The sequence below is a fragment of the Chryseobacterium proteolyticum genome, assembly GCF_046591535.1.
In the GTDB taxonomy this organism is placed as follows: Bacteria; Bacteroidota; Bacteroidia; order Flavobacteriales; family Weeksellaceae; genus Chryseobacterium; species Chryseobacterium proteolyticum.
On the sequence record NZ_JBJLWK010000001.1, the window covers coordinates 402251 to 421059 of the forward strand.

Below are 18809 nucleotides of genomic sequence, written 5' to 3' on the forward strand. Positions count from 1 at the left end.
ACGATTTCATTTCAGTTGTATTACATAGTAAATGTAGGAATAATTTTAATACAAAACATGAATTAAATGTTAAAATTCACAAGTTATCCACATTTTTTTGTGGATAAGTCTGTGATTCGGTCTTTCAATATATTTATTGAGTTAACCAATTTGAGGTTTTTGTCCTTATCATGGTGTTTTGAGAACCAATTCTTAGCGCAGCTACAAAGAATAAAAGAATGATCTCAATTCATCTGAAAATACCTCGGGTATTTCCAATGCTGCAAAATGGCCGCCATTATCCAGTTTTTTAAAAGAGACAACATTGACAAATCGTTCTGCCCATTCTCTGGGAAACTGGGCCTCACGGGGAAGCACTACAATTCCCGCAGGAACATCGGTTTTTTCCAATGGCTGAGATCCTCCCCATTGTGCTATAGCATCGGCTTTATACATTCTCATGGATGTACCGATGGTCTGGGTGACCCAATAGATCATAATATTCGTAAGCAACTCATCGCGTCCTCCAAAAGCTGTTTCGATTAATTCAGGAGGAGCACCGGCGTTTCCAAAACTAATGATCCATGCCGCTAACCCGACAGGAGAGTCATTGAGTGCATAAGCCAATGATTGTGGTTTTGTAGAGTGAACCATAGCGTAAGCACCTTCGGAATACCACCAGCGTTGTACAAACTGGGCAAATAGCTTTTCTTCCTCTGTCATTGTATTCGGATCTTCCTGTCCCATAGGATAACCGATATCCGTAAAATGAACTCTCTCCATAATATCCGGATATTTGGAAGCTAAAGCTTTGGTAACTCCCATTCCCACGTCTCCACCCGCAGCACAAAATTTATTATACCCTAATGTTTCCGTCATTAATTTGATCCATACATCTGCTACGGCTTCACTACTAATGGCAATCTTATCAGAAAAGCCAAACCCGGGAATAGAAGGAATAATAAGATCAAAAGTTTGTTCACCCTCCGTAAGCAGAGGAATTATTTTGTGAAAACGATAAAAGGTATCCGGCCAGCCGTGGGTTAGCAATAAAGGGATGGAATTGCTTCCTTTTCCTTTTATATACTGGAAATGAATCTGAATGCCGTCAATGTCAGTTGTATATTGGGGATACTGATTCAACTGGTCTTGATGTTTTTTCCAGTCGTATCCATTGATCCAGTAGTCTGTAATTTCCTTCAGGTACTTTTCGCTTGTTCCGAAGTGCCAGTCAGAACCTTCAGCTTCTCCGGGCCATCGGGTGTTTTGAATTCGGTTTTTCAGATCTGTAAGAACAGTCTCTGAAATGTTTACGGTAAATGGTTTCATATGATTTGAATTTGGTTGTATGAGTTGCATTATGGTTCTTAACAAATATAATTCTTTAATTGTTTGTAAAGTCGTATTAATTAGATATTTATAAATTTTTATACTGCTGTTTTAAATTAAATAAGTAAATTTATCCTATTAAAATCTCTTTATAAATATCATCAGTATTTACCGGTAAGATTCTATAACCGGGCTTTATAAGGGTTCAGGCTCCTGGACTCCTTGTCATTTTATATTTACATAAAAACAAAACCAATGGTAATATTATATTACCGGCGTGTACAGTTTATAACATTAAAGAGATTCTTATGAAAACAAATACAATAGCCGTGATCGGCGGTACCGGAAAATCCGGAAAATATCTTGTTCGTCAGCTTTTGGAAAAAGGCTATTCCATTAAACTTTTGCTCAGAAATCCCGAGAATTTTAAATCAAAAAATTCTCTGATAGAAATTATGAAAGGGGATGCCAGAAATTATCAGTCCGTTCATGCTTTACTTAAAGATTGCAGCTGTGTTATCAGTACTTTAGGGCAGCCGGTTGGTGAAGATCCTATATTCAGTGATGCCACGGGAAATATTCTAAAGGCGATGACCTTTCACGGTCTTAAAAGATATATTGTAACTACCGGATTGAATGTTAACACCCCTTTTGATAAAAAAAAATATAAAGGTGAAACAGGCAACAGACTGGATGTATCAAAACTATCCGAAAACAACGAAAGACAAGCAGACAGAATATGAATTGCTTACGACAACAGATCTGGACTGGACATTGGTAAGACTTCCTTTAATTATTCAGACCGATGAACATTTCAATGTGGAAACCAATCTGGAAGATTGTAAGGGTGAAAATATCAGCGTAGCAGACCTGGCGGAATTTCTGATTTCACAAATTGAAGATACAACATACATCAGGGAAAGCCCCTTTTTGTATAATGTACTTTAAGATCATTTAATAAGATTAAAAAAACAGAGAGTCAAATTTGACTCTCTGTTCATATTAATTTTCTAATTTTTCTTTGATATATTTGGCCGTATGCGACTTTTTATTGTCTGCCAGTTCTTCAGGTGTCCCGGCAAAAACTACTTCACCACCATATTTTCCGGCTTCAGGACCAATATCAATAATATAATCTGCAGATTTGATGATGTCCGGTTGATGTTCTATAACAATTACAGAATGCCCGAGATCAATCAGTGCCTGAAGAGATTTCAGTAATTTTTGGATATCATGGAAATGGAGTCCGGTTGAGGGTTCATCAAAGATAAATAACGTCTTATCCGTTGTTACTCCTTTTACCAGGAAAGAAGCAAGTTTTACACGCTGTGCTTCACCTCCCGAAAGGGTAGAAGAGCTTTGCCCAAGCTGCAAATAGCCTAAACCAACCTCCTGCAAAGGTCTTAATTTCGTAACAATTTTATCTTCATGATTTTCTTTAAAAAACTCAAGAGCTTCATCCACCGTCATATGGAGGATATCAGAAATATTCTTCTCATCAAACTTTACTTCCAGAATTTCATTTTTGAAACGGGTTCCTTTACAGGTTTCACATTCCAGCTCGATATCAGCCATAAACTGCATAGAGACATTGATGACCCCTTCTCCTTTACACTCATCACATCTTCCACCATCTACGTTGAATGAGAAATGTTTCGGTTTATAGCCCATCATCTTAGACATCTTTTGTTTGGCAAAAAGATCTCTGATATCATCGTAAGCTTTAAGATAAGTAACAGGGTTTGAACGTGAAGATTTCCCGATAGGATTCTGATCGATGAGTTCAATATTCTTGATCAGTTTTTTAGGAAATTCCACTGTATCGTAATCTCCCTTTTTTCCTCCCATTCCCAACTGTATCTGGATATCGTTTGTGAGAATTTCTTTCATTAGTGTAGATTTGCCACTTCCGGAAACTCCTGAAATAACAACCAGGTTTTCCAAAGGAACATCTACATCAATATTTTTGAGATTATTTTGTCTGGCTCCTTTAATATGGATCCATTCTTTAGCTTTCCTTCTTTTCTCGGGAACTTTAATTTCCAGTCTGCCTGTTAAATATTGAGAGGTAAGGGTATCAGCATTTTTTAATTCTTTGTAATCCCCGGCAAAAACAAGTTCACCGCCCAGGTAACCGGCTTCAGGACCAATATCAATAATATAGTCTGCAGCTCTCATTACATCTTCATCGTGTTCAACAACGATAACGGTATTTCCCAAATCCCGCAGATTTTTTAAAACTCCGATTAAATTTTCAGTATCCCTGGAGTGTAACCCGATTGAAGGTTCATCCAGAATATAGATGGAACCTACTAATGAACTTCCCAAACTGGTAGCAAGGTTGATCCTCTGGCTTTCTCCTCCAGACAGCGTATTGGATGTTCTGTTAAGGGTAAGATATCCTAATCCCACCTTTAATAGGAATTCCAGACGGGTAGTGATCTCATAGAGAAGCCTTTTAGCTACTTCCTGATCATGTTCCGAAAGCTGTAAAGAATTGATTAAAGGGAAGAGCTCGTCAAGCGGTAATTCAATCGTAGACTGGATATTATGCCCGTCAACTTTTACCCAGCTTGTTTCTTCACGAAGCCTTAAACCTTCACAGGTTGGACAAAGTGTTTTACCCCGATAACGGGAAAGCATGACACGGTATTGGATCTTGTATAAATTTTCTTCAAGCATTTTGAAGAAATTATTGATCGATGGAAAACTGCTGTTACCATCTCCTTTCCATAAATAATTTTTTTTGCTCCTTCGTAAGCTGATGATAAGGCTTATGGATAGGAAAGTCCCCCGCTTTTTTGATGAATGCTTTTTTCCATTCACTCATCGTTTCTCCTCTCCATGCCACAACAGCATCTTCATAAACGGAAAGGGTCTTGTTAGGAATTACAAGGTCTTCATCGATTCCTATTACTTTTCCATAACCTTCACAGGTAGGACAAGCACCATAAGGATTATTAAAACTAAAAAAATGGACATTGGGCTCCAGGAATTCTATCCCGTCCATCTCAAATTTATTGGAAAACTCTCTGACTTTTCCTGTTTCAATATTTTTAAGCGAGCAATACCCTCTACCTTCGTAGAAAGCCATCTGAATAGAGTCTGCCAATCTTTGAAGAAAACTCTCATCTTCTTCATAAGCAAAACGGTCGATCACCAGATTAATGACCATTCCTTTTTCAGGAGTAAATCCAAAGCTTTCGAGATCTTCAATTCCCGCAACGTTATCATTAATCTCCAATCTTGTAAAACCGGCTAGCTTGAGGACATTTAAGTTCTCTGCAAAATTGTCAATATCATATTCCAGTGGAGCCGTTAAAAGAAAAGAAGAATCCTTCTTTGAAGATTTAATAAAATCCACGACATCTGTCACCGAATCTTTTTTTACCTCCTGTCCTGAAACCGGGGAAAATGTTTTCCCGATTCTGGCAAATAAAAGTTTAAGGTAATCATAAATTTCTGTGGAAGTTCCGACTGTTGAACGGGGGTTGGAAGAAATAACTTTTTGCTGGATAGCAATTGAAGGAGCGAGTCCTTTAATATCATCCACTTTTGGTTTTTCCAGTTTCCCTAAAAACTGTCGTGCATACGAACTTAAGCTTTCAACATATCTCCTTTGTCCCTCCGCATAAATTGTGTCAAAAGCGAGTGATGATTTTCCGCTTCCGGACACTCCTGTGATAACGATCAGTTTATTTTTCGGGATTAATACATCGATGTGCTTCAGGTTGTTAAGATGTGCATTTTTAACAAATACCTGCTTTTTTATATCTATTTCTGTAATTGATGCCATAGTAAAATTAAGACCAACAAAAATACGAATTTTTAACGGATTTTCTTCGTCTAATTATCGCTTTTACTATTCAAAAAATCTATTAAACAGACTGTTAATATTTACAAAATAAAAACATTGACCCGGTCATTGCTTTGGTACTTTTTTGATAAAAAAACACTTATGTAAATACTTTAAACAGACCAATTGATTATTTCAATAATAAAATATTATTACTGCGGTGTATTAAACGATAAGTTATAAAATGATAGCAATGAATCTGTTCATCAGCATTAATTATTAAACAAAGAAGGAAAGATGCAATATATTATTTAGCATGTTAAAGAAATTTTATGAATTTTTATGTTTTTTTTAAGTTGCAGTATTGCTTCGTATTTTAAATTTATTTAACATTGCAGCGTATAAATGTATATAATAATGGTAAAGTTATTCAGAGACCTTGTTACACATTTAATGAGAAAAAGGTAATTACTTCCCCACACAAGATGCAGTCCACTGCATCTTTTTTTTATTTATATCAATTAAAGTTTATGATAATAATCATTTGTAAGTGTTGTTCAAGTCGTCTAATTTTGGAAATCTTAAAAAAATCTTAAATTAAGGAATGAAAAAGCTGGGAGCCGTTTTTTTTTCTGGGAGCTATTGTAATGGGACAAGCACAGGAAAAAGCATCAGATATTGAAACGATAGAAGTTCAGGGAAAATTTATAGCTACTCCCTATAAGAGTGCCAATCAGAATATTACCATAATTTCAAGAGAAGAGATCGCAAATGCTGCGGCCAAAAGTATTGATGAAATTCTTCAGATGGTTCCTGGAATGGATATCAGAAGAAGAGGGGCCAATGGTGTACAGAGTGATGTAGGATTTCGTGGAAGCTCATTTGAACAAGTCCTTATACTATTAAACGGGATTCGGATGAATGATTCACAAACGGGGCACAATTCTTTAAATATTCCGGTGGATCTGGAAGATGTTGAGCGCATAGAAATTATTAAAGGTCCCGCAGCACGTAGATTTGGCCAAAATGCCTATGCGGGTGTCATCAATATCATCACCAAAACAATTTTAGGTAAAAAGGTAAAAATAAGTGCGGAAGGCGGAGATTATGAGACCTATGGTTTCGGGTTGAATGCCCAATTGGGAAATGAAAAGTTTTCCAACTCCCTGCAAGCTAATTCATCCACTTCCCAAGGATATATGCATAATACGGATTATGAAATACGGAATGTGTTTTACCAGAGCAAATTAGGGATTAGAAATGGAGATATAAGACTTCAGGCAGGTTTTTCAGAAAAGAAATTCGGAGCCAATGGATTTTATTCATCACCTAAGGCTACAGAGCAGTATGAGGAGATGCAGGCTTCCATTATCAGTTTAGCCCACCAGCAAACTTTTGGGAAACTGAAACTTAATTCTAATGTATATTGGAGAAGGGGACAGGATATGTATTTATATAACAGGCAAAATCCTGCTCTGTACAGGAACATGCATATCGGAAATAATGTTGGAGGAGAAGTTAATTCAAGTTATACATGGGGATTGGGAACGACAGGGGTTGGTGTCGAACTGAGAAAAGAGTTTCTGGTGAGTAATAACCTTGGAGACAGAAACCGTTTTGTCACCCAGGTACTCTTTGAACATCACTTTTCATTGCTGGACAAAAAACTAAATATCAGTCCCGGAATTTCCTGGGCTAATTACTCCAAGGAAGGAAATTTCTTCTATCCTGGGCTGGATGTAGGTTATAATTTTGATTCAAACAACAAGGTCTATGCGAATGTGGCAAGAGTGCACAGGGTGCCAACATTTACAGATCTGTATTATATAAGTAAAACAGAGCAGGGAAACCCTGGTCTTTTGCCTGAGAATGCTGTTTCATCAGAAGTGGGATATCAATATCAGAATAAAATATTACTGGCAAAAATCAGTGGTTTTATGCGCAGTTCAAAGAATTCTATCGATTGGGTAAAGAAATCCTTGGAGGACCCTGTATGGTATGCTCAAAATGTAGGAGAAATTGATACGAAAGGAGTTGAGATAGAATTTAATCACAGATTATTCCCTTGGATAAAATATTCTTTGGGGTATACGTACCTGGATACCGAATTTAAACAGTCTAATGATTTTGTTTCAAGATATGTTCTCGATAATCTGAAACATCAGTTGGTTGCCAAACTTGAGACAAGTTTCCTGCAACATTTCACTAATGAATTAGTATACCGTTATAATGACAGAGTGAATCTTGGCAGCTATAATTTATTGGACGAAAAAATTAGTTTCGTTAAAAAGGATTTCTCAGTCTATGTTCTGATTAATAATGTTACGAATACGAAATATACCGAAACCTTTGGTGTTCAGATGCCTAACAGATGGTTTCATATAGGATTTACCTACAATATTAATATTAAGTAAAGTTAATATTAACGAGTGGTTAATTAATTTTATTTTTGCAAAAATTTTTTCAGATGAAACTTTTCTTAGGTTTAAGTTTGCTATGTAGCATGGCATTTATAAAGGCACAAGAGCATATTTCAAGCTTTAATGCTGTAACCCTCACCTATAAATTTCATCCAAAATTTTTCCTGTATGCAGAAGGTCAGCTTCGAGGAAATGAAGATTATACTTATCCCGATTATTACGAAATAAAAGGAGGGCTGGGATATAATCTCACAAAAAACCACAAACCGTTTATAGGTCTTGGAAGATATGTGAACTATAAATCCCAGAGCTTAAGCAGAGAGGAATTCAGGGTATGGCTCCAGGACGTTATCGACGTTAAGAAAGGGATTGTAAAATTTGAGAATCGTCTTCGCGCGGAAAAGAGCTGGTTTTACGAACCTAAAACAGATAAAACATCTCAAAGGATGCGTTATCGTTACCGTTTGAATGTAAGCGTACCTCTTAATGCGAAAACAATCGAAAAAGGAACTGTATTTGCCAATGCTTATGACGAAGTATTTTTTGTAAGCCCTATGAAACCTACATTTGCCCGAAACAGGGTTTACGGTGGATTCGGTTATCAGATTGACGAATATTTCGGTGTTTTATGTGGTTACCTCTGGCAAAGAGAATTCGATGCAACCGGAAACAAAAACCTTCATTTTATTTACTTAGCCCTGAACATTAATATCGATGGCACCGATCACCATACAAAAACTTATGAATTCCCGGGAGCGGATTAATATTTTTCGATCAGATAATGATATGCCTTAAGGTATTTATTAAATCTTTTAATGTCTTTAGGAGTAAGTTCCCTGTTTACTCTTCGTAAATCCATATTATCCCGCAGATCGTTTAATTTGACAGCTACAGCAAGGGGAGATCTTTCGGTTCGTTTTATGAAATCGTCATAATCCTCTTCGGGATCGAACTTGGTAAGGCAACTAATGGCAAACAGGATATATTCCGGAAAGCCCTCATTTCGTAAAAAATCAAGACTAAACTCAGAAGGGTGATCTTCTACGACATCATGCAATACCCCTACGATTTTTTCATCCATTGTTTTTCCGTACTCCATAACACGCATTACATGGGCAATATAGGGTGCATGGTATTTATCGGTCTGCCCTTTATGCGCTTTATCAGCAATCTTTATGGCTCTGTGTAAAAGTTCTTCTTTAGTCATTTTTTTTGAAAAGATTCTGTGCAAAAATAGAAAATGCCTTAAATAAATAAGACATTTCTTTTAATTATTTTAAAATATTTTATCCCTGTGTTTCGTCTTCAACAGATGCAATGGGAGCGTTGTTTTTTACTGATTCTATGCCGTTCTCCATACCATTTTCAGATTCATACATCTGGCTGGTTCCAATAATCTGGCCATTCCCTGCTTTTAGATTAAAATAAGACTTTTCATTAGAAGAAGTTTTTCTTTCAAATTTAGAGTCGTCTCTAGAATTGATTCTCACGGATTCTATGCCGTTTTCACATCCTGATTTGGAGCTGTATCCCTGGCTTGTTAAGATTACCTGGCCGTTTCCTGCTTTCAGGTTGAATTGATAATCCCCGTTTGTTCTTGTAGAAATAATAAATTTTCCCATAATTTATTTGTTTTATGATGATGTTTCGGTTATTTAAAAGTAACAAAAATTTATAAAACAAAAAAGCACTTCAAAGTGAAGTGCTTTAACATCAAATTTATTTTAGAAAAGACTAATAATGTCCTTTTTCAATATAGTGTGCTGCAACTTTTTCAGTAAGAGCAACTATATTAGGATGATTAGTATATTTTGTAAATCTTCTTAATCCGGAAAGCATCATTCTTTGCTCATCTCCCTCAGCAAAAGAAACAATTCCTTCTTTAGCAGCAACGATGATTTTCTCAACTGCTTTGTAAAGGTTAAGCTGAGCCATAGCTGCTTCTACAGAATCAGGAGTAAAGTGTTTTTCAGCTCTTAAGATTGCAGATTCTGCCATGTAGATCTGATTAAGGATTTCTGAAGCATTTAGCAATAAGTGTTGCTGCTTTTCAATATCCATCATATATTTTTGAAGGGCAGCTCCTGAAACCATTAAGAATACTTTTTTAAGGTTTGCAATAATCGCTTTCTCCTCACTCATAAAGGCAGAATAATCCGGCACCTCAAATGAAGGGATACCCATTAATTCTTTACTGATTGCCATAGCAGGAGATAACAGGTCTAATTCACCCTTCATCGCTCTCTTGATCAGCATTCCTACTGCAAGTAGTCTGTTGATCTCATTGGTACCTTCATAGATTCTTGAAATCCTTGAATCTCTCCAAGCTGCCTCCATAGGAGTTTCCTCCGAGAATCCCATACCTCCGTATACCTGAATTCCTTCGTCAGCTGTATGTTGCGCCAGGTCAGATACGAAAACTTTAAGAATTGAACACTCTACAGCAAATTCTTCAACACCCTTTAATTCTGCAGCCTGATGATCTAATCCTCCCGCTACCAGTTCATCAATCTTATCCTGAATATCTTTAGCCGCTCTATACGAACCTGCCTCACTTACAAAAATTCCTGTTGCCATCTCAGCAAGCTTCTTTCTGATCGCTCCGAAAGTTGAAATAGAAACGCCAAACTGTTTTCTTTCGTTAGCATACTGGATAGAGTGGTTGGTAATTCTTCTCTGAGCATCAAGACAAGCTGCAGCTAATTTGATACGACCAACGTTCAATGCGTTCAAAGCAATTTTAAATCCGTTGTTTCTTTCTCCCAAAAGGTTTTCAACAGGAATTTTCATATCGTTAAAGAAAACCTGACGGGTAGAGGATGCACGGATCCCTAATTTATGTTCCTCTTCTCCGAAAGTTAAGCTTTCAGGATTTTCAAGTTCAGAACGGTTGATTACAAAGCCTGTAATATTTTTATCATCATCGATCTTTGCAAACAGAGTGAAAGTATCGGCAAATCCAGCATTGGAAATCCACATCTTTTGTCCGTTGATGATATAATGTTTACCATCCTCAGATAATTTAGCTCTTGTTTTTCCTGAGTTGGCATCAGAACCTGCATCCGGCTCTGTTAAACAATAGGCTCCAAACTTAGTTCCTGTAGCCAGATCCGGAAGATATTTTTTCTTTTGCTCTTCTGTACCGTAAAGAACAATTGGTAATGTTCCGATTCCGGTGTGCGCTCCGTATGCCGTAGCTAATGAACCGGTAACTCCCGAAATATAATCGCAGGCAAGCATGGTTGTTACAAAGCCCATTCCCAGTCCTCCATATTCTTCAGGAACAGCAATTCCAAGCATACCCATTTCACCAAGCTTACGCATTGTCTCTTCTGTAAATGCATAATCTTTCTTTTCGAAACGTTCCTTTTGCGGAACTACTTCTCTGTCAATAAATTCTTTCGCAGAATCACGAAGCATTTTTTGTTCCTCATTAAGTTCTTCAATAGAGAAGATCTCATTAGCAGGAATTTCTTTAATTAAAAACTCACCGCCTTTTCGTGTTTTATTAAGTGTATCACTCATTATTAATAATTTTAATTTTTGATTAAAGAATAAAGAGAAAAGAGTAAAGACTTACAACTTTAAGTTCTTTTGAAAGCCAGAAATCATTCTCTGTAATTCTGTGATTTTATTTTCTATATTTTCAAGTTGGGACAAATCAAAATAACTTCTATTGGAAGAAATGATAATCTGTGTTTGTAATTCATAAAGAGAGCCAAGACTTATTTCTAAAAAGCGATTGAAATCTTTGTTGGAACTTCTACTTGAACCTTCAGCTATATTTGAAGGAACAGAAACTGAACATCTCCTAATTTGAGATTTTAGTCCAAATTCTTCACTTTTTGGAAAAATATCAGTAAGTATATAAACATCATTAGCTAATTCAATTGCCAATTTCCAGATATTTAAATTCTTAAAGTTATGTTTCATCAAAGTCTTTTCTCTTTATTCTTTTTTCTTTTATCTATAATAATTCAAAAATACTTGCTGCTCCCTGTCCTGTTCCTACGCACATTGAAACCATACCGTATTTATTTCCGCGTTTTCTCATTTCATCCAGAAGCTGTACAGTAAGCTTTGTTCCGGTACATCCAAGAGGGTGCCCCAGAGCGATTGCTCCTCCGTTTACATTAAGGATATCAGGGTTTAGACCTAATTCTTTTTTGATGGCAACTGACTGGGAAGCGAAAGCTTCATTTAATTCAATTAATTCGATGTCTTTTAATTCAAGGCCTGCTTGTTTTAGTGCTTTTGGAATAGCATAGATAGGTCCCATTCCCATGATTCTAGGCTCAAGTCCTGCAGCAGCATAGGCAACAAGCCTTGCTTCCGGCTGTAAACCTAACTCTTTTACCATTTCCTCACTCATAACCATTACGAAAGCAGCTCCATCACTCATCTGAGAAGAGTTTCCGGCTGTTACGCTTCCTCCGTTGGCGAATACAGGTCTTAGTTTAGCCAAGCCTTCTAAAGAAGTATCTTTTCTTGGTCCTTCATCAACAGAAAAATCAAACTTTTTGGTTTGCATCTTCTGATTTTCATCCAGGAAATTATATTCTACAGGAAGGGGAACAATCTGATTGGTAAACTTACCTTCAGCATTAGCCTTTAAAGCTTTCATATGAGATTCAAAAGCGAACTGATCCTGTTCTTCTCTTGTGATCTTATATTGTTTTGCTACTTCTTCCGCAGTATAACCCATTCCCCAATAATAGTCAGGGTTTGTTTTGGCAATATCAGTTTCCGGAACCGGCTTGTATCCTCCCATAGGAATATAAGACATTGATTCAGTACCACCGGCAATAATACAATCCGCCATTCCGGCCTGAATTTTAGCTGAAGCAATAGCAATTGCCTCACTTCCTGATGCACAATATCTGTTTACAGTTACACCTGGAACTTTATCCGTATTCAATCCCATCAAAGAGATGAGACGGGCTACGTTTAAGCCCTGCTCAGCTTCAGGCATTGCATTTCCTACGATAAGGTCATCAATCCTGTTTTTATCCAATTGCGGAAGCTCAGCCATTAATTTTTCAATTACTGTAGCCGCCATTACATCCGGACGTGTAAAGCGAAGGGAACCTTTAGGCGCTTTACCCACCGCTGTCCTGTATCCTTTTACTATATATGCTTGTTTCATTTTAATAGAAGTTAGAATTTAGAGGTTAGAATTTAGATTTCTAACCTAATGTTAAATTATTTTTGAACTTATAAATCATCTTCTGAATTTCATTTAGATTATCTAATAAAGGAGCAATTTCGTCTTGATTTTTAAAATGTAAATCAACCAATAATAGTAATTGTGTCTCAAGTTCGTAACTGGATCCTGTGGCAATACGTAAAAATTGATTAAATTCTTTTACATTATTTCTTCCTGCACCTTCGGCAATGTTAGAAGGGATTGAAATAGCGCATCTTCTTATCTGGGAAATAAGTCCATACTTTTCGTCTGAAGGTAATTTTTCTGTTAAAAGATAAACTTCCTTTACTAAAGCCATTGATTTTTTCCAAATTAGCAGATTATGTAATTTATGTGCTTTCATCTCTAACCTCTAACATCTAATATCTAACCTCTAATTCCTAAGTGGTTTTCCATTCTGCAACATGTACTGTATTCTTTCCAGGGTTTTTCTTTCTCCGCAAAGTTGAAGGAAAGTTTCTCTTTCAAGATTCAATAGGTATTGTTCGGTTACAACAGTTGGTTCGGAAAGATTTCCACCTACCATTACATTGGCCAGTTTATCTGCGATCTTCTTGTCGTGTTCAGAAATAAAGTTTCCGGTTAACATCTGGTCTGTTCCTACATAGAACATTCCCAATGCATCTTTTCCTAAAACTTTTACGCTTTGTTCAATAGGTTGTGTGTATCCTTGCTCTGCTAATAATTTTGCAATCTTTTTAGCCTCTGCAATTTGTCTGTTTTTACTTACGGAAACAATATCTTTTCCTTTTTCAAGGATTCCCATATCATAGGCTTCGTAGGCTGAAGTTGCTACTTTACCCATGGCAATGTTCATGAAAGCTTCGCGTAGTCTGTTGTTTTTCACATCATCGGTGTGGAATTCTCTTGAGGTTCTTAAAGTTAATTCTTTAGTACCACCACCACCAGGAATTACACCAACTCCGGTTTCTACCAGGCCGATATAAGTTTCCGCAGCAGCAACTACACGGTCAGCGTGCATGGTCATTTCGCAGCCGCCACCAAGAGTCATTCCATGAGGAGCCACTACGACAGGAATTGAAGAATAACGAACTCTCATCATTGATTTCTGGAAATAAGCTATAGCCATATTCAGATCATCCCAGTCCTGTTCGATAGCCATCATAAGGATCATAGCTAAATTGGCACCTACCGAGAAGTTGGTCCCCTGGTTACCGATTACAAGGCCATCGTATTCTTTTTCAGCTAAGTCGATCGCACGGTTAAGTCCGTCAAGAACTTCTCCGCCAAGAGAGTTCATCTTGGAGCGGATCTCAAAATTGATAATTCCGTCTCCCAGATCTTCAATAGCTGAGCCTGAATTGCTCCAAAGTGTTTTATTCTTTCTGATATTATCTAAAATAATGAAGGCATCCTGACCCGGGATATTGTTGTAATTTCCTGAGTTTTTGTCATAATAGATACTTTGACCTTCATCATTAACTTTATAGAATGTTTGTCCTTTTTCCGCCAATTCTTTAGCCCAATCAGAAACCTCATAGCCTGCATCTTTCGCAAGTTCAATACCTTTTTGAATACCTACGGCATCCCAGATCTCAAACGGACCGTTTTCCCATCCGAAACCAGCTCTCATGGCATCATCAATTTTATAGATGTCATCAGAAATTTCCGGGACTTTATGAGATACGTAAGCGAATAACGCACCCAAAGATTTTCTGTATAATTCTCCTGCTTTATCTTTTCCGCCGATTAAAACTTTGAATCTGTCGATAGGTTTATCAATGGTTTTAGTAAGCTCAAGGGTAGGGAAAGATGATTTTCCCTGAAGTTCATATTCTAAGGTATCCAGATTTAATCCATGAATTTCAGATTTTCCATCCGCATTCTTCACTTTCTTGTAAAATCCTTGCTGTGTTTTAGAGCCTAACCATTTATTATCCATCATTTTCTGGATATAATTGGGAAGCGCAAACACATCATTAAAGTCATTGGCTTCTGAATCACTTTGGCGTACACCGTTAGCTACCATAACCAGAGTATCCAAACCTACCACATCTGCTGTTCTGAAGGTTGCTGATTTTGGACGGCCGATCACCGGTCCTGTTAATTTATCTACATCGGAAACGGTAAGACCTAACTTCTGTACATTATGTAAAAGGTCCATCATAGAAAATACCCCGATTCTATTGGCAATGAATGCCGGTGTATCTTTTGCCAAAACGGTAGTTTTACCCAAGAACTTAGCTCCGTAGTTCATATAGAAATCAACGATCTCAGGATCCGTATCATTGGTTGGGATAATCTCCAAAAGAGGAAGATAACGTACCGGGTTGAAGAAGTGGGTTCCTGCGAAATACTTCTTGAAGTCATCGCTTCTTCCTTCCGTTAATAAGTGGATAGGAATTCCCGATGTATTGGAAGAAATTAAAGTTCCTGGTTTCCTGAATTGTTCAATCTTTTCATAGACAGATTTTTTGATGTCCAGTCTTTCAACGACCACTTCAATAATCCAGTCTGTATTTTTTATTTTCTGTAAATCATCATCAAAATTTCCTACTTTGATTCTATCTGCAAATTTTGGAGAATAGAGTAGTGCAGGACTCGCTTTTTTAAGTTTTTCAAAGTTCTCTGCAGCAATTCTGTTTCTTACTGCTTTATCATCTTTGGTCAAACCTTTTTTTTTGTTCTGCTTCAGTCAATTCAAAGGGAACAATATCTAAAAGCAAAACTTCCACACCAATATTGGCGAAGTGAGCTGCGATACCGCTTCCCATGATTCCTGAACCAAGAACCGTAACGTGTTTGATTCTTCTTTTCATCTGTAAACTATTTATTATTTATTTTTATTGGGTCAGACGTAACCTTTCGGTTGTATGTTAATTTATTTTCTGTTATTCAGATCGTTGGCAATTTTCATGATTTCATTCATTACTTCCTTAAAAATTTCCATTTTTTCCGGAGCAATTTTATCCATGACCCTTTTGTTGAAACTTAAGACCACTTCTTTTGAAAGATTTCTTGAGTTTAGCCCTTTGTCTGTAAGTTTTATGATAACCTCTCTTTTGTCGGTAGTGGTTTTCTCCTTATAGATATAGCCGTTATCTTCCAGAAGTTTTATAATTCTTGTAAGAGAAGTAGGCTCAATGGCCATCTTGGGTCCCAAATTTGTGCTTCTTGTCCCTTCTTTAGGATCTATTTTAAGAAGTGTGAGCGCCTGAACGGCTGTAGAATCGTGCTCCTGGGCAAGTTCTGTGAACATTTTGGATACAGCAAGCCAGGTTTGTTTTAGAACCAGATCTACATTTTCTATTTTTTCTTTGTTGTTATCCATCATTTTTGGTAATAGGTTTTTATCAAATTTAGTAAATATTATGCATGCATAGTATTTATTAACGTTAAAATTTGTTAACAATCTGATAGTAAATCGATTAAATTGTATGATTAGCATAATACTATGCATGCATAGTATGTGAAATAAATAATAAAAAGTACGTATTAATGAATGTTTCTGATGGAATCAATGATTTCTTCGAATGATTCACATTGATGTTTTGTGTTATGGTAATAAATTACCCAAAACTTGTTTTGAAACTCAAATTTAAAAGATGAGAGGTCTTTTTGAAAGTTTTTTTGAAGCAGTGAATACAGCATCTCCTTGTAAATCGGAGGGGCAGAAATTTCCGGTGCTGCAAAACTTTCGTTAACCTGAAATAAAGAAACGTTGGTCAGTTCATCATGTTGGAGGAGGATATCTTCAACAATCCCTGAATACAAATGATTGTCTTTTATGTACCATATCTTATCAGCAAATTCTTTTGCCAGCCGCCAGTCATGGGAAGAAAAAAGGATAAGTTTGTTTTGTTCCTTTGCCAGCCTGCGTAATGTTTTAAGGATGATAATCTTATTTTTTTCATCAAGATGAGTGGTAGGCTCATCTAGAATAATAATAGGGGAGTTTTGTGTTAAAGCACGTCCAATAAATGCTTTCTGAAGATTTCCATCAGAAAGATTTTTCAGGAGTATATCCTTATACTGATTCAAATTCAGTTCACTGATGATATGTGAAACTTCATCTCTGTCCTCTTTTTTTAATTCAAAATAATATGGATAATAAATATATTTTCCTAACGAAATAAGATCTTCCACCGTATAGTTTTGTGGAATAACCGCCTTAGAAAAAACAATGGCAATATTCTCTGCAATTTCTTTAACAGACAGTTTCTTTATATTCTTACCATTTATTAAAATTTCTCCTTGTAATAGTGGTATCTGATGTAAAATTGATTTAATCAGAGTGGTTTTTCCTACACCATTGTTTCCAATCAACAAGCATACGTCTCCTAAATTCAAATGGGTATTAGTATTTGAAATCAGGGTGGTATTATAACCAATATGGGCTTGTTTGATTTGTAGATGCATTTTTTTGTTTTTGTTACTTGTAAAGAAGCAATGAAATTTATCTATATCCAGTTTTCTTGCGTCTTAAAAATATACAGTATTTATCTTAATCTTTGTGTCTTTTGCAATTAACGAATTAAACTTTATTCTGCTTCAAAAGCATCACAAGGATAACGGGGATTCCAAAAATAGAACTTATCACATTCAACGGAATCTGACTTTTCTCTGCAATAATTGAAAACAGTAACATCATCAGCATTCCCAGCATCACATTCAAGATCCACTGCTGCCATAGTTTTGCAGGATTGTAAATAAGTCTGCAAAAATGAGGAACAATAATGCCTATAAACAAAATAGGCCCCAAAAATGCCGTTATAGATGCTGATAGGAGCGAAGCGGCTATGATGATGAACAGCTTTAAATGATGCAAGTTTACTCCAAGGCTCTGTGCATAGGAGCTTCCCAAGGAATTTCCAATTAATGGTTTAATGGTTTTAAAAGACATATATAAGCCGATAATGACCAAAACAGATAATACAAGGATCTGGTTTCTGGTGACCATATTATTTGCGCCGAAAGACCATAGAATATAATTTTTCAGACTTTGATTTTCTGCATACAACTGAAGTAAAGAAACAATTGCTCCGGCCAGTGCGGAAACTAAAAACCCGAAGATAATAAGATAAGATTTGTCCTGAAATTTCTTAGAAATGGATAAAAGTACGATCATCAGGAAGAAACTGCCGATAATCGCTGATAAGCTCAGGAAACTGTTCTGGAGATAATCCGGAAGCAGAATATCATGTGAAAAGAAAATATAAAATGAAACAGATAAACTAGCTACGGAGGTAATACCTAATATATCCGGCCCTGCTAATGGATTTTGGAAATATTCCTGCATCAGAAAACCTGATGTGGGAATGGAAATTCCGGCTAAAAGCATTACCAAAACCCTGTTGATACGAATGTCTGCAATCTGGCCGTTGGCTGAGCTATAAAAAAAATCCTTTAGGTTTAAACTTAAAAATCCTGTATTCAGATTAATAACCGCAGCTAGAATAATAGCGATTATAAATAAAAAACACAGGATTTTGAATTTTTTTGACATTTTCAGAAGTGATTCTGTACAATTTATTTTAAGAATGAATCGATCTTAGAGTTTAAAAGTTCTTCATTCATCATTCCAAGATATTCGTCAGTTTTTGCTCCTTTTCTCATATAAGTAAAAGGGATAGAACCACCGTCCCATTTTTTAAAATTTTTCGGAAAGAAATTCTCATCAAGCTTTTGGCCATCCAGTAAGATTATGTTTTTTGCAAGATCATTTTTTTCTGCAAAATCTTTAACTGCAGTACTCCAATCAGATTTTTTATCCAGATTAACAAAAGTAAACTTTACAGGTTTTCCTTTCAGTTCTCCCATTTTTTTTTCTGAAATGTGGAATTTCCTGAATACATGGCCCACACCAAGTGGCAAAGAAATTAGTAACATACAGTGTGTCATTATTTTTTGCCAGATAGTCTCCAATATTTTCGGGAGAAATTTCTTTTGAAATATAAGCTGTGTGATCAGCAGAAGTAGTATTTTCTGCAACAGCTACTGAATCCTGGGATATCCCTTTGTCATCAATTTTTGAACTTTCTTTTTTACAACTGGTCAGCGCAAATATAACTAGGGTTGATAAAATGATCTTCTTCATAATTATTTTAGTATTTTTGAT

The 18809-nt window shown here is 36.3% G+C and carries 16 protein-coding genes and 2 pseudogenes; 4 read left to right on the forward strand and 14 right to left on the reverse strand.

Going from position 1 to position 18809, the window contains the following annotated elements; all coding sequences use genetic code 11:
- Positions 1-201: 201 nt before the first annotated feature.
- Positions 202-1308, reverse strand: a complete 1107-nt coding sequence (locus tag ACJ5H0_RS01720) for an epoxide hydrolase family protein (RefSeq protein ID WP_411246902.1) — start codon at positions 1306-1308, stop codon at positions 202-204.
- A 308-nt stretch (positions 1309-1616) separates the two neighbouring features.
- On the opposite strand from ACJ5H0_RS01720, the gene ACJ5H0_RS01725 reads away from it, so the two are divergent.
- Both ACJ5H0_RS01725 and ACJ5H0_RS01730 read left to right on the forward strand, forming a co-directional pair.
- Complete coding sequence (locus tag ACJ5H0_RS01725) at positions 1617-2051, forward strand: NAD(P)-dependent oxidoreductase (protein ID WP_411246903.1); 435 nt, start codon at positions 1617-1619, stop codon at positions 2049-2051.
- Complete coding sequence (locus tag ACJ5H0_RS01730; protein ID WP_411248048.1) at positions 2002-2256, forward strand: NAD(P)H-binding protein; 255 nt, start codon at positions 2002-2004, stop codon at positions 2254-2256. Before ACJ5H0_RS01725 ends, ACJ5H0_RS01730 begins: the two co-directional genes overlap by 50 nt.
- A 54-nt stretch (positions 2257-2310) precedes the next feature.
- Here the strand turns inward: ACJ5H0_RS01730 and uvrA are convergent.
- Positions 2311-5104: pseudogene (gene uvrA / locus ACJ5H0_RS01735) on the reverse strand (excinuclease ABC subunit UvrA).
- A 647-nt stretch (positions 5105-5751) separates the two neighbouring features.
- Here uvrA and ACJ5H0_RS01740 point away from each other — a divergent pair.
- Both ACJ5H0_RS01740 and ACJ5H0_RS01745 read left to right on the forward strand, forming a co-directional pair.
- A complete protein-coding gene (locus tag ACJ5H0_RS01740; protein ID WP_411246904.1) occupies positions 5752-7518 on the forward strand; it encodes a TonB-dependent receptor plug domain-containing protein in 1767 nt (588 codons plus the stop codon).
- 53 nt (positions 7519-7571) lie between these two features.
- Entirely contained in the window at positions 7572-8288 is a 717-nt protein-coding gene (locus tag ACJ5H0_RS01745; RefSeq protein WP_172283137.1) for a DUF2490 domain-containing protein, read from the forward strand.
- On the opposite strand, the gene ACJ5H0_RS01750 is transcribed toward ACJ5H0_RS01745, so the two are convergent.
- From ACJ5H0_RS01750 to ACJ5H0_RS01805, 12 genes and pseudogenes are all read right to left on the reverse strand, one after another.
- Positions 8285-8731 carry a phosphohydrolase gene (locus ACJ5H0_RS01750; RefSeq protein ID WP_172283136.1) on the reverse strand — a complete coding sequence of 149 codons (447 nt, stop codon included), beginning with the start codon at positions 8729-8731 and terminating at the stop codon, positions 8285-8287. The genes ACJ5H0_RS01745 and ACJ5H0_RS01750 overlap by 4 nt on opposite strands.
- Before the next feature lie 79 nt (positions 8732-8810).
- Positions 8811-9146, reverse strand: coding sequence for a YegP family protein (locus ACJ5H0_RS01755; protein ID WP_273647878.1), 336 nt, complete (start codon positions 9144-9146; stop codon positions 8811-8813).
- Positions 9147-9258: 112 nt separating this feature from the next.
- Entirely contained in the window at positions 9259-11049 is a 1791-nt protein-coding gene (locus tag ACJ5H0_RS01760) for an acyl-CoA dehydrogenase family protein (protein ID WP_172283132.1), read from the reverse strand.
- 51 nt (positions 11050-11100) lie between these two features.
- Complete coding sequence (locus tag ACJ5H0_RS01765) at positions 11101-11457, reverse strand: four helix bundle protein (RefSeq protein ID WP_411246905.1); 357 nt, start codon at positions 11455-11457, stop codon at positions 11101-11103.
- Positions 11458-11491: 34 nt separating this feature from the next.
- Positions 11492-12670, reverse strand: a complete 1179-nt coding sequence (locus ACJ5H0_RS01770) for a thiolase family protein (protein WP_273647879.1) — start codon at positions 12668-12670, stop codon at positions 11492-11494.
- A gap of 40 nt (positions 12671-12710) precedes the next feature.
- Complete coding sequence (locus ACJ5H0_RS01775) at positions 12711-13073, reverse strand: four helix bundle protein (RefSeq protein ID WP_411246906.1); 363 nt, start codon at positions 13071-13073, stop codon at positions 12711-12713.
- A 30-nt stretch (positions 13074-13103) separates the two neighbouring features.
- Positions 13104-15510, reverse strand: a pseudogene (locus tag ACJ5H0_RS01780) (3-hydroxyacyl-CoA dehydrogenase NAD-binding domain-containing protein).
- 62 nt (positions 15511-15572) lie between these two features.
- Positions 15573-16022 carry a MarR family winged helix-turn-helix transcriptional regulator gene (locus ACJ5H0_RS01785; RefSeq protein WP_172283496.1) on the reverse strand — a complete coding sequence of 150 codons (450 nt, stop codon included), beginning with the start codon at positions 16020-16022 and terminating at the stop codon, positions 15573-15575.
- 164 nt (positions 16023-16186) lie between these two features.
- Complete coding sequence (locus ACJ5H0_RS01790; RefSeq protein WP_411246907.1) at positions 16187-17110, reverse strand: ABC transporter ATP-binding protein; 924 nt, start codon at positions 17108-17110, stop codon at positions 16187-16189.
- A gap of 115 nt (positions 17111-17225) precedes the next feature.
- Positions 17226-18197: a FecCD family ABC transporter permease gene (locus tag ACJ5H0_RS01795; RefSeq protein WP_411246908.1), complete on the reverse strand. Its 972-nt coding sequence runs from the start codon at positions 18195-18197 to the stop codon at positions 17226-17228.
- A gap of 23 nt (positions 18198-18220) precedes the next feature.
- Positions 18221-18511 carry a hypothetical protein gene (locus ACJ5H0_RS01800; protein WP_411246909.1) on the reverse strand — a complete coding sequence of 97 codons (291 nt, stop codon included), beginning with the start codon at positions 18509-18511 and terminating at the stop codon, positions 18221-18223.
- Positions 18468-18788, reverse strand: coding sequence for a TlpA family protein disulfide reductase (locus ACJ5H0_RS01805; RefSeq protein ID WP_411246910.1), 321 nt, complete (start codon positions 18786-18788; stop codon positions 18468-18470). Before ACJ5H0_RS01805 ends, ACJ5H0_RS01800 begins: the two co-directional genes overlap by 44 nt.
- Between the last annotated feature and the right edge of the window lie 21 nt (positions 18789-18809).

Bases quoted from the DNA above. Each gene is read 5' to 3' on its own strand.
- ACJ5H0_RS01720 (WP_411246902.1), bottom strand. From the start codon at position 1,308: ATGAAACCATTTACCGTAAACATTTCAGAGACTGTTCTTACAGATCTG.
- ACJ5H0_RS01725 (WP_411246903.1), top strand. From the start codon at position 1,617: ATGAAAACAAATACAATAGCCGTGATCGGCGGTACCGGAAAATCCGGA.
- ACJ5H0_RS01730 (WP_411248048.1), top strand. From the start codon at position 2,002: ATGTATCAAAACTATCCGAAAACAACGAAAGACAAGCAGACAGAATAT.
- ACJ5H0_RS01740 (WP_411246904.1), top strand. From the start codon at position 5,752: ATGGGACAAGCACAGGAAAAAGCATCAGATATTGAAACGATAGAAGTT.
- ACJ5H0_RS01745 (WP_172283137.1), top strand. From the start codon at position 7,572: ATGAAACTTTTCTTAGGTTTAAGTTTGCTATGTAGCATGGCATTTATA.
- ACJ5H0_RS01750 (WP_172283136.1), bottom strand. From the start codon at position 8,731: ATGACTAAAGAAGAACTTTTACACAGAGCCATAAAGATTGCTGATAAA.
- ACJ5H0_RS01755 (WP_273647878.1), bottom strand. From the start codon at position 9,146: ATGGGAAAATTTATTATTTCTACAAGAACAAACGGGGATTATCAATTC.
- ACJ5H0_RS01760 (WP_172283132.1), bottom strand. From the start codon at position 11,049: ATGAGTGATACACTTAATAAAACACGAAAAGGCGGTGAGTTTTTAATT.
- ACJ5H0_RS01765 (WP_411246905.1), bottom strand. From the start codon at position 11,457: ATGAAACATAACTTTAAGAATTTAAATATCTGGAAATTGGCAATTGAA.
- ACJ5H0_RS01770 (WP_273647879.1), bottom strand. From the start codon at position 12,670: ATGAAACAAGCATATATAGTAAAAGGATACAGGACAGCGGTGGGTAAA.
- ACJ5H0_RS01775 (WP_411246906.1), bottom strand. From the start codon at position 13,073: ATGAAAGCACATAAATTACATAATCTGCTAATTTGGAAAAAATCAATG.
- ACJ5H0_RS01785 (WP_172283496.1), bottom strand. From the start codon at position 16,022: ATGGATAACAACAAAGAAAAAATAGAAAATGTAGATCTGGTTCTAAAA.
- ACJ5H0_RS01790 (WP_411246907.1), bottom strand. From the start codon at position 17,110: ATGCATCTACAAATCAAACAAGCCCATATTGGTTATAATACCACCCTG.
- ACJ5H0_RS01795 (WP_411246908.1), bottom strand. From the start codon at position 18,197: ATGTCAAAAAAATTCAAAATCCTGTGTTTTTTATTTATAATCGCTATT.
- ACJ5H0_RS01800 (WP_411246909.1), bottom strand. From the start codon at position 18,511: ATGGGAGAACTGAAAGGAAAACCTGTAAAGTTTACTTTTGTTAATCTG.
- ACJ5H0_RS01805 (WP_411246910.1), bottom strand. From the start codon at position 18,788: ATGAAGAAGATCATTTTATCAACCCTAGTTATATTTGCGCTGACCAGT.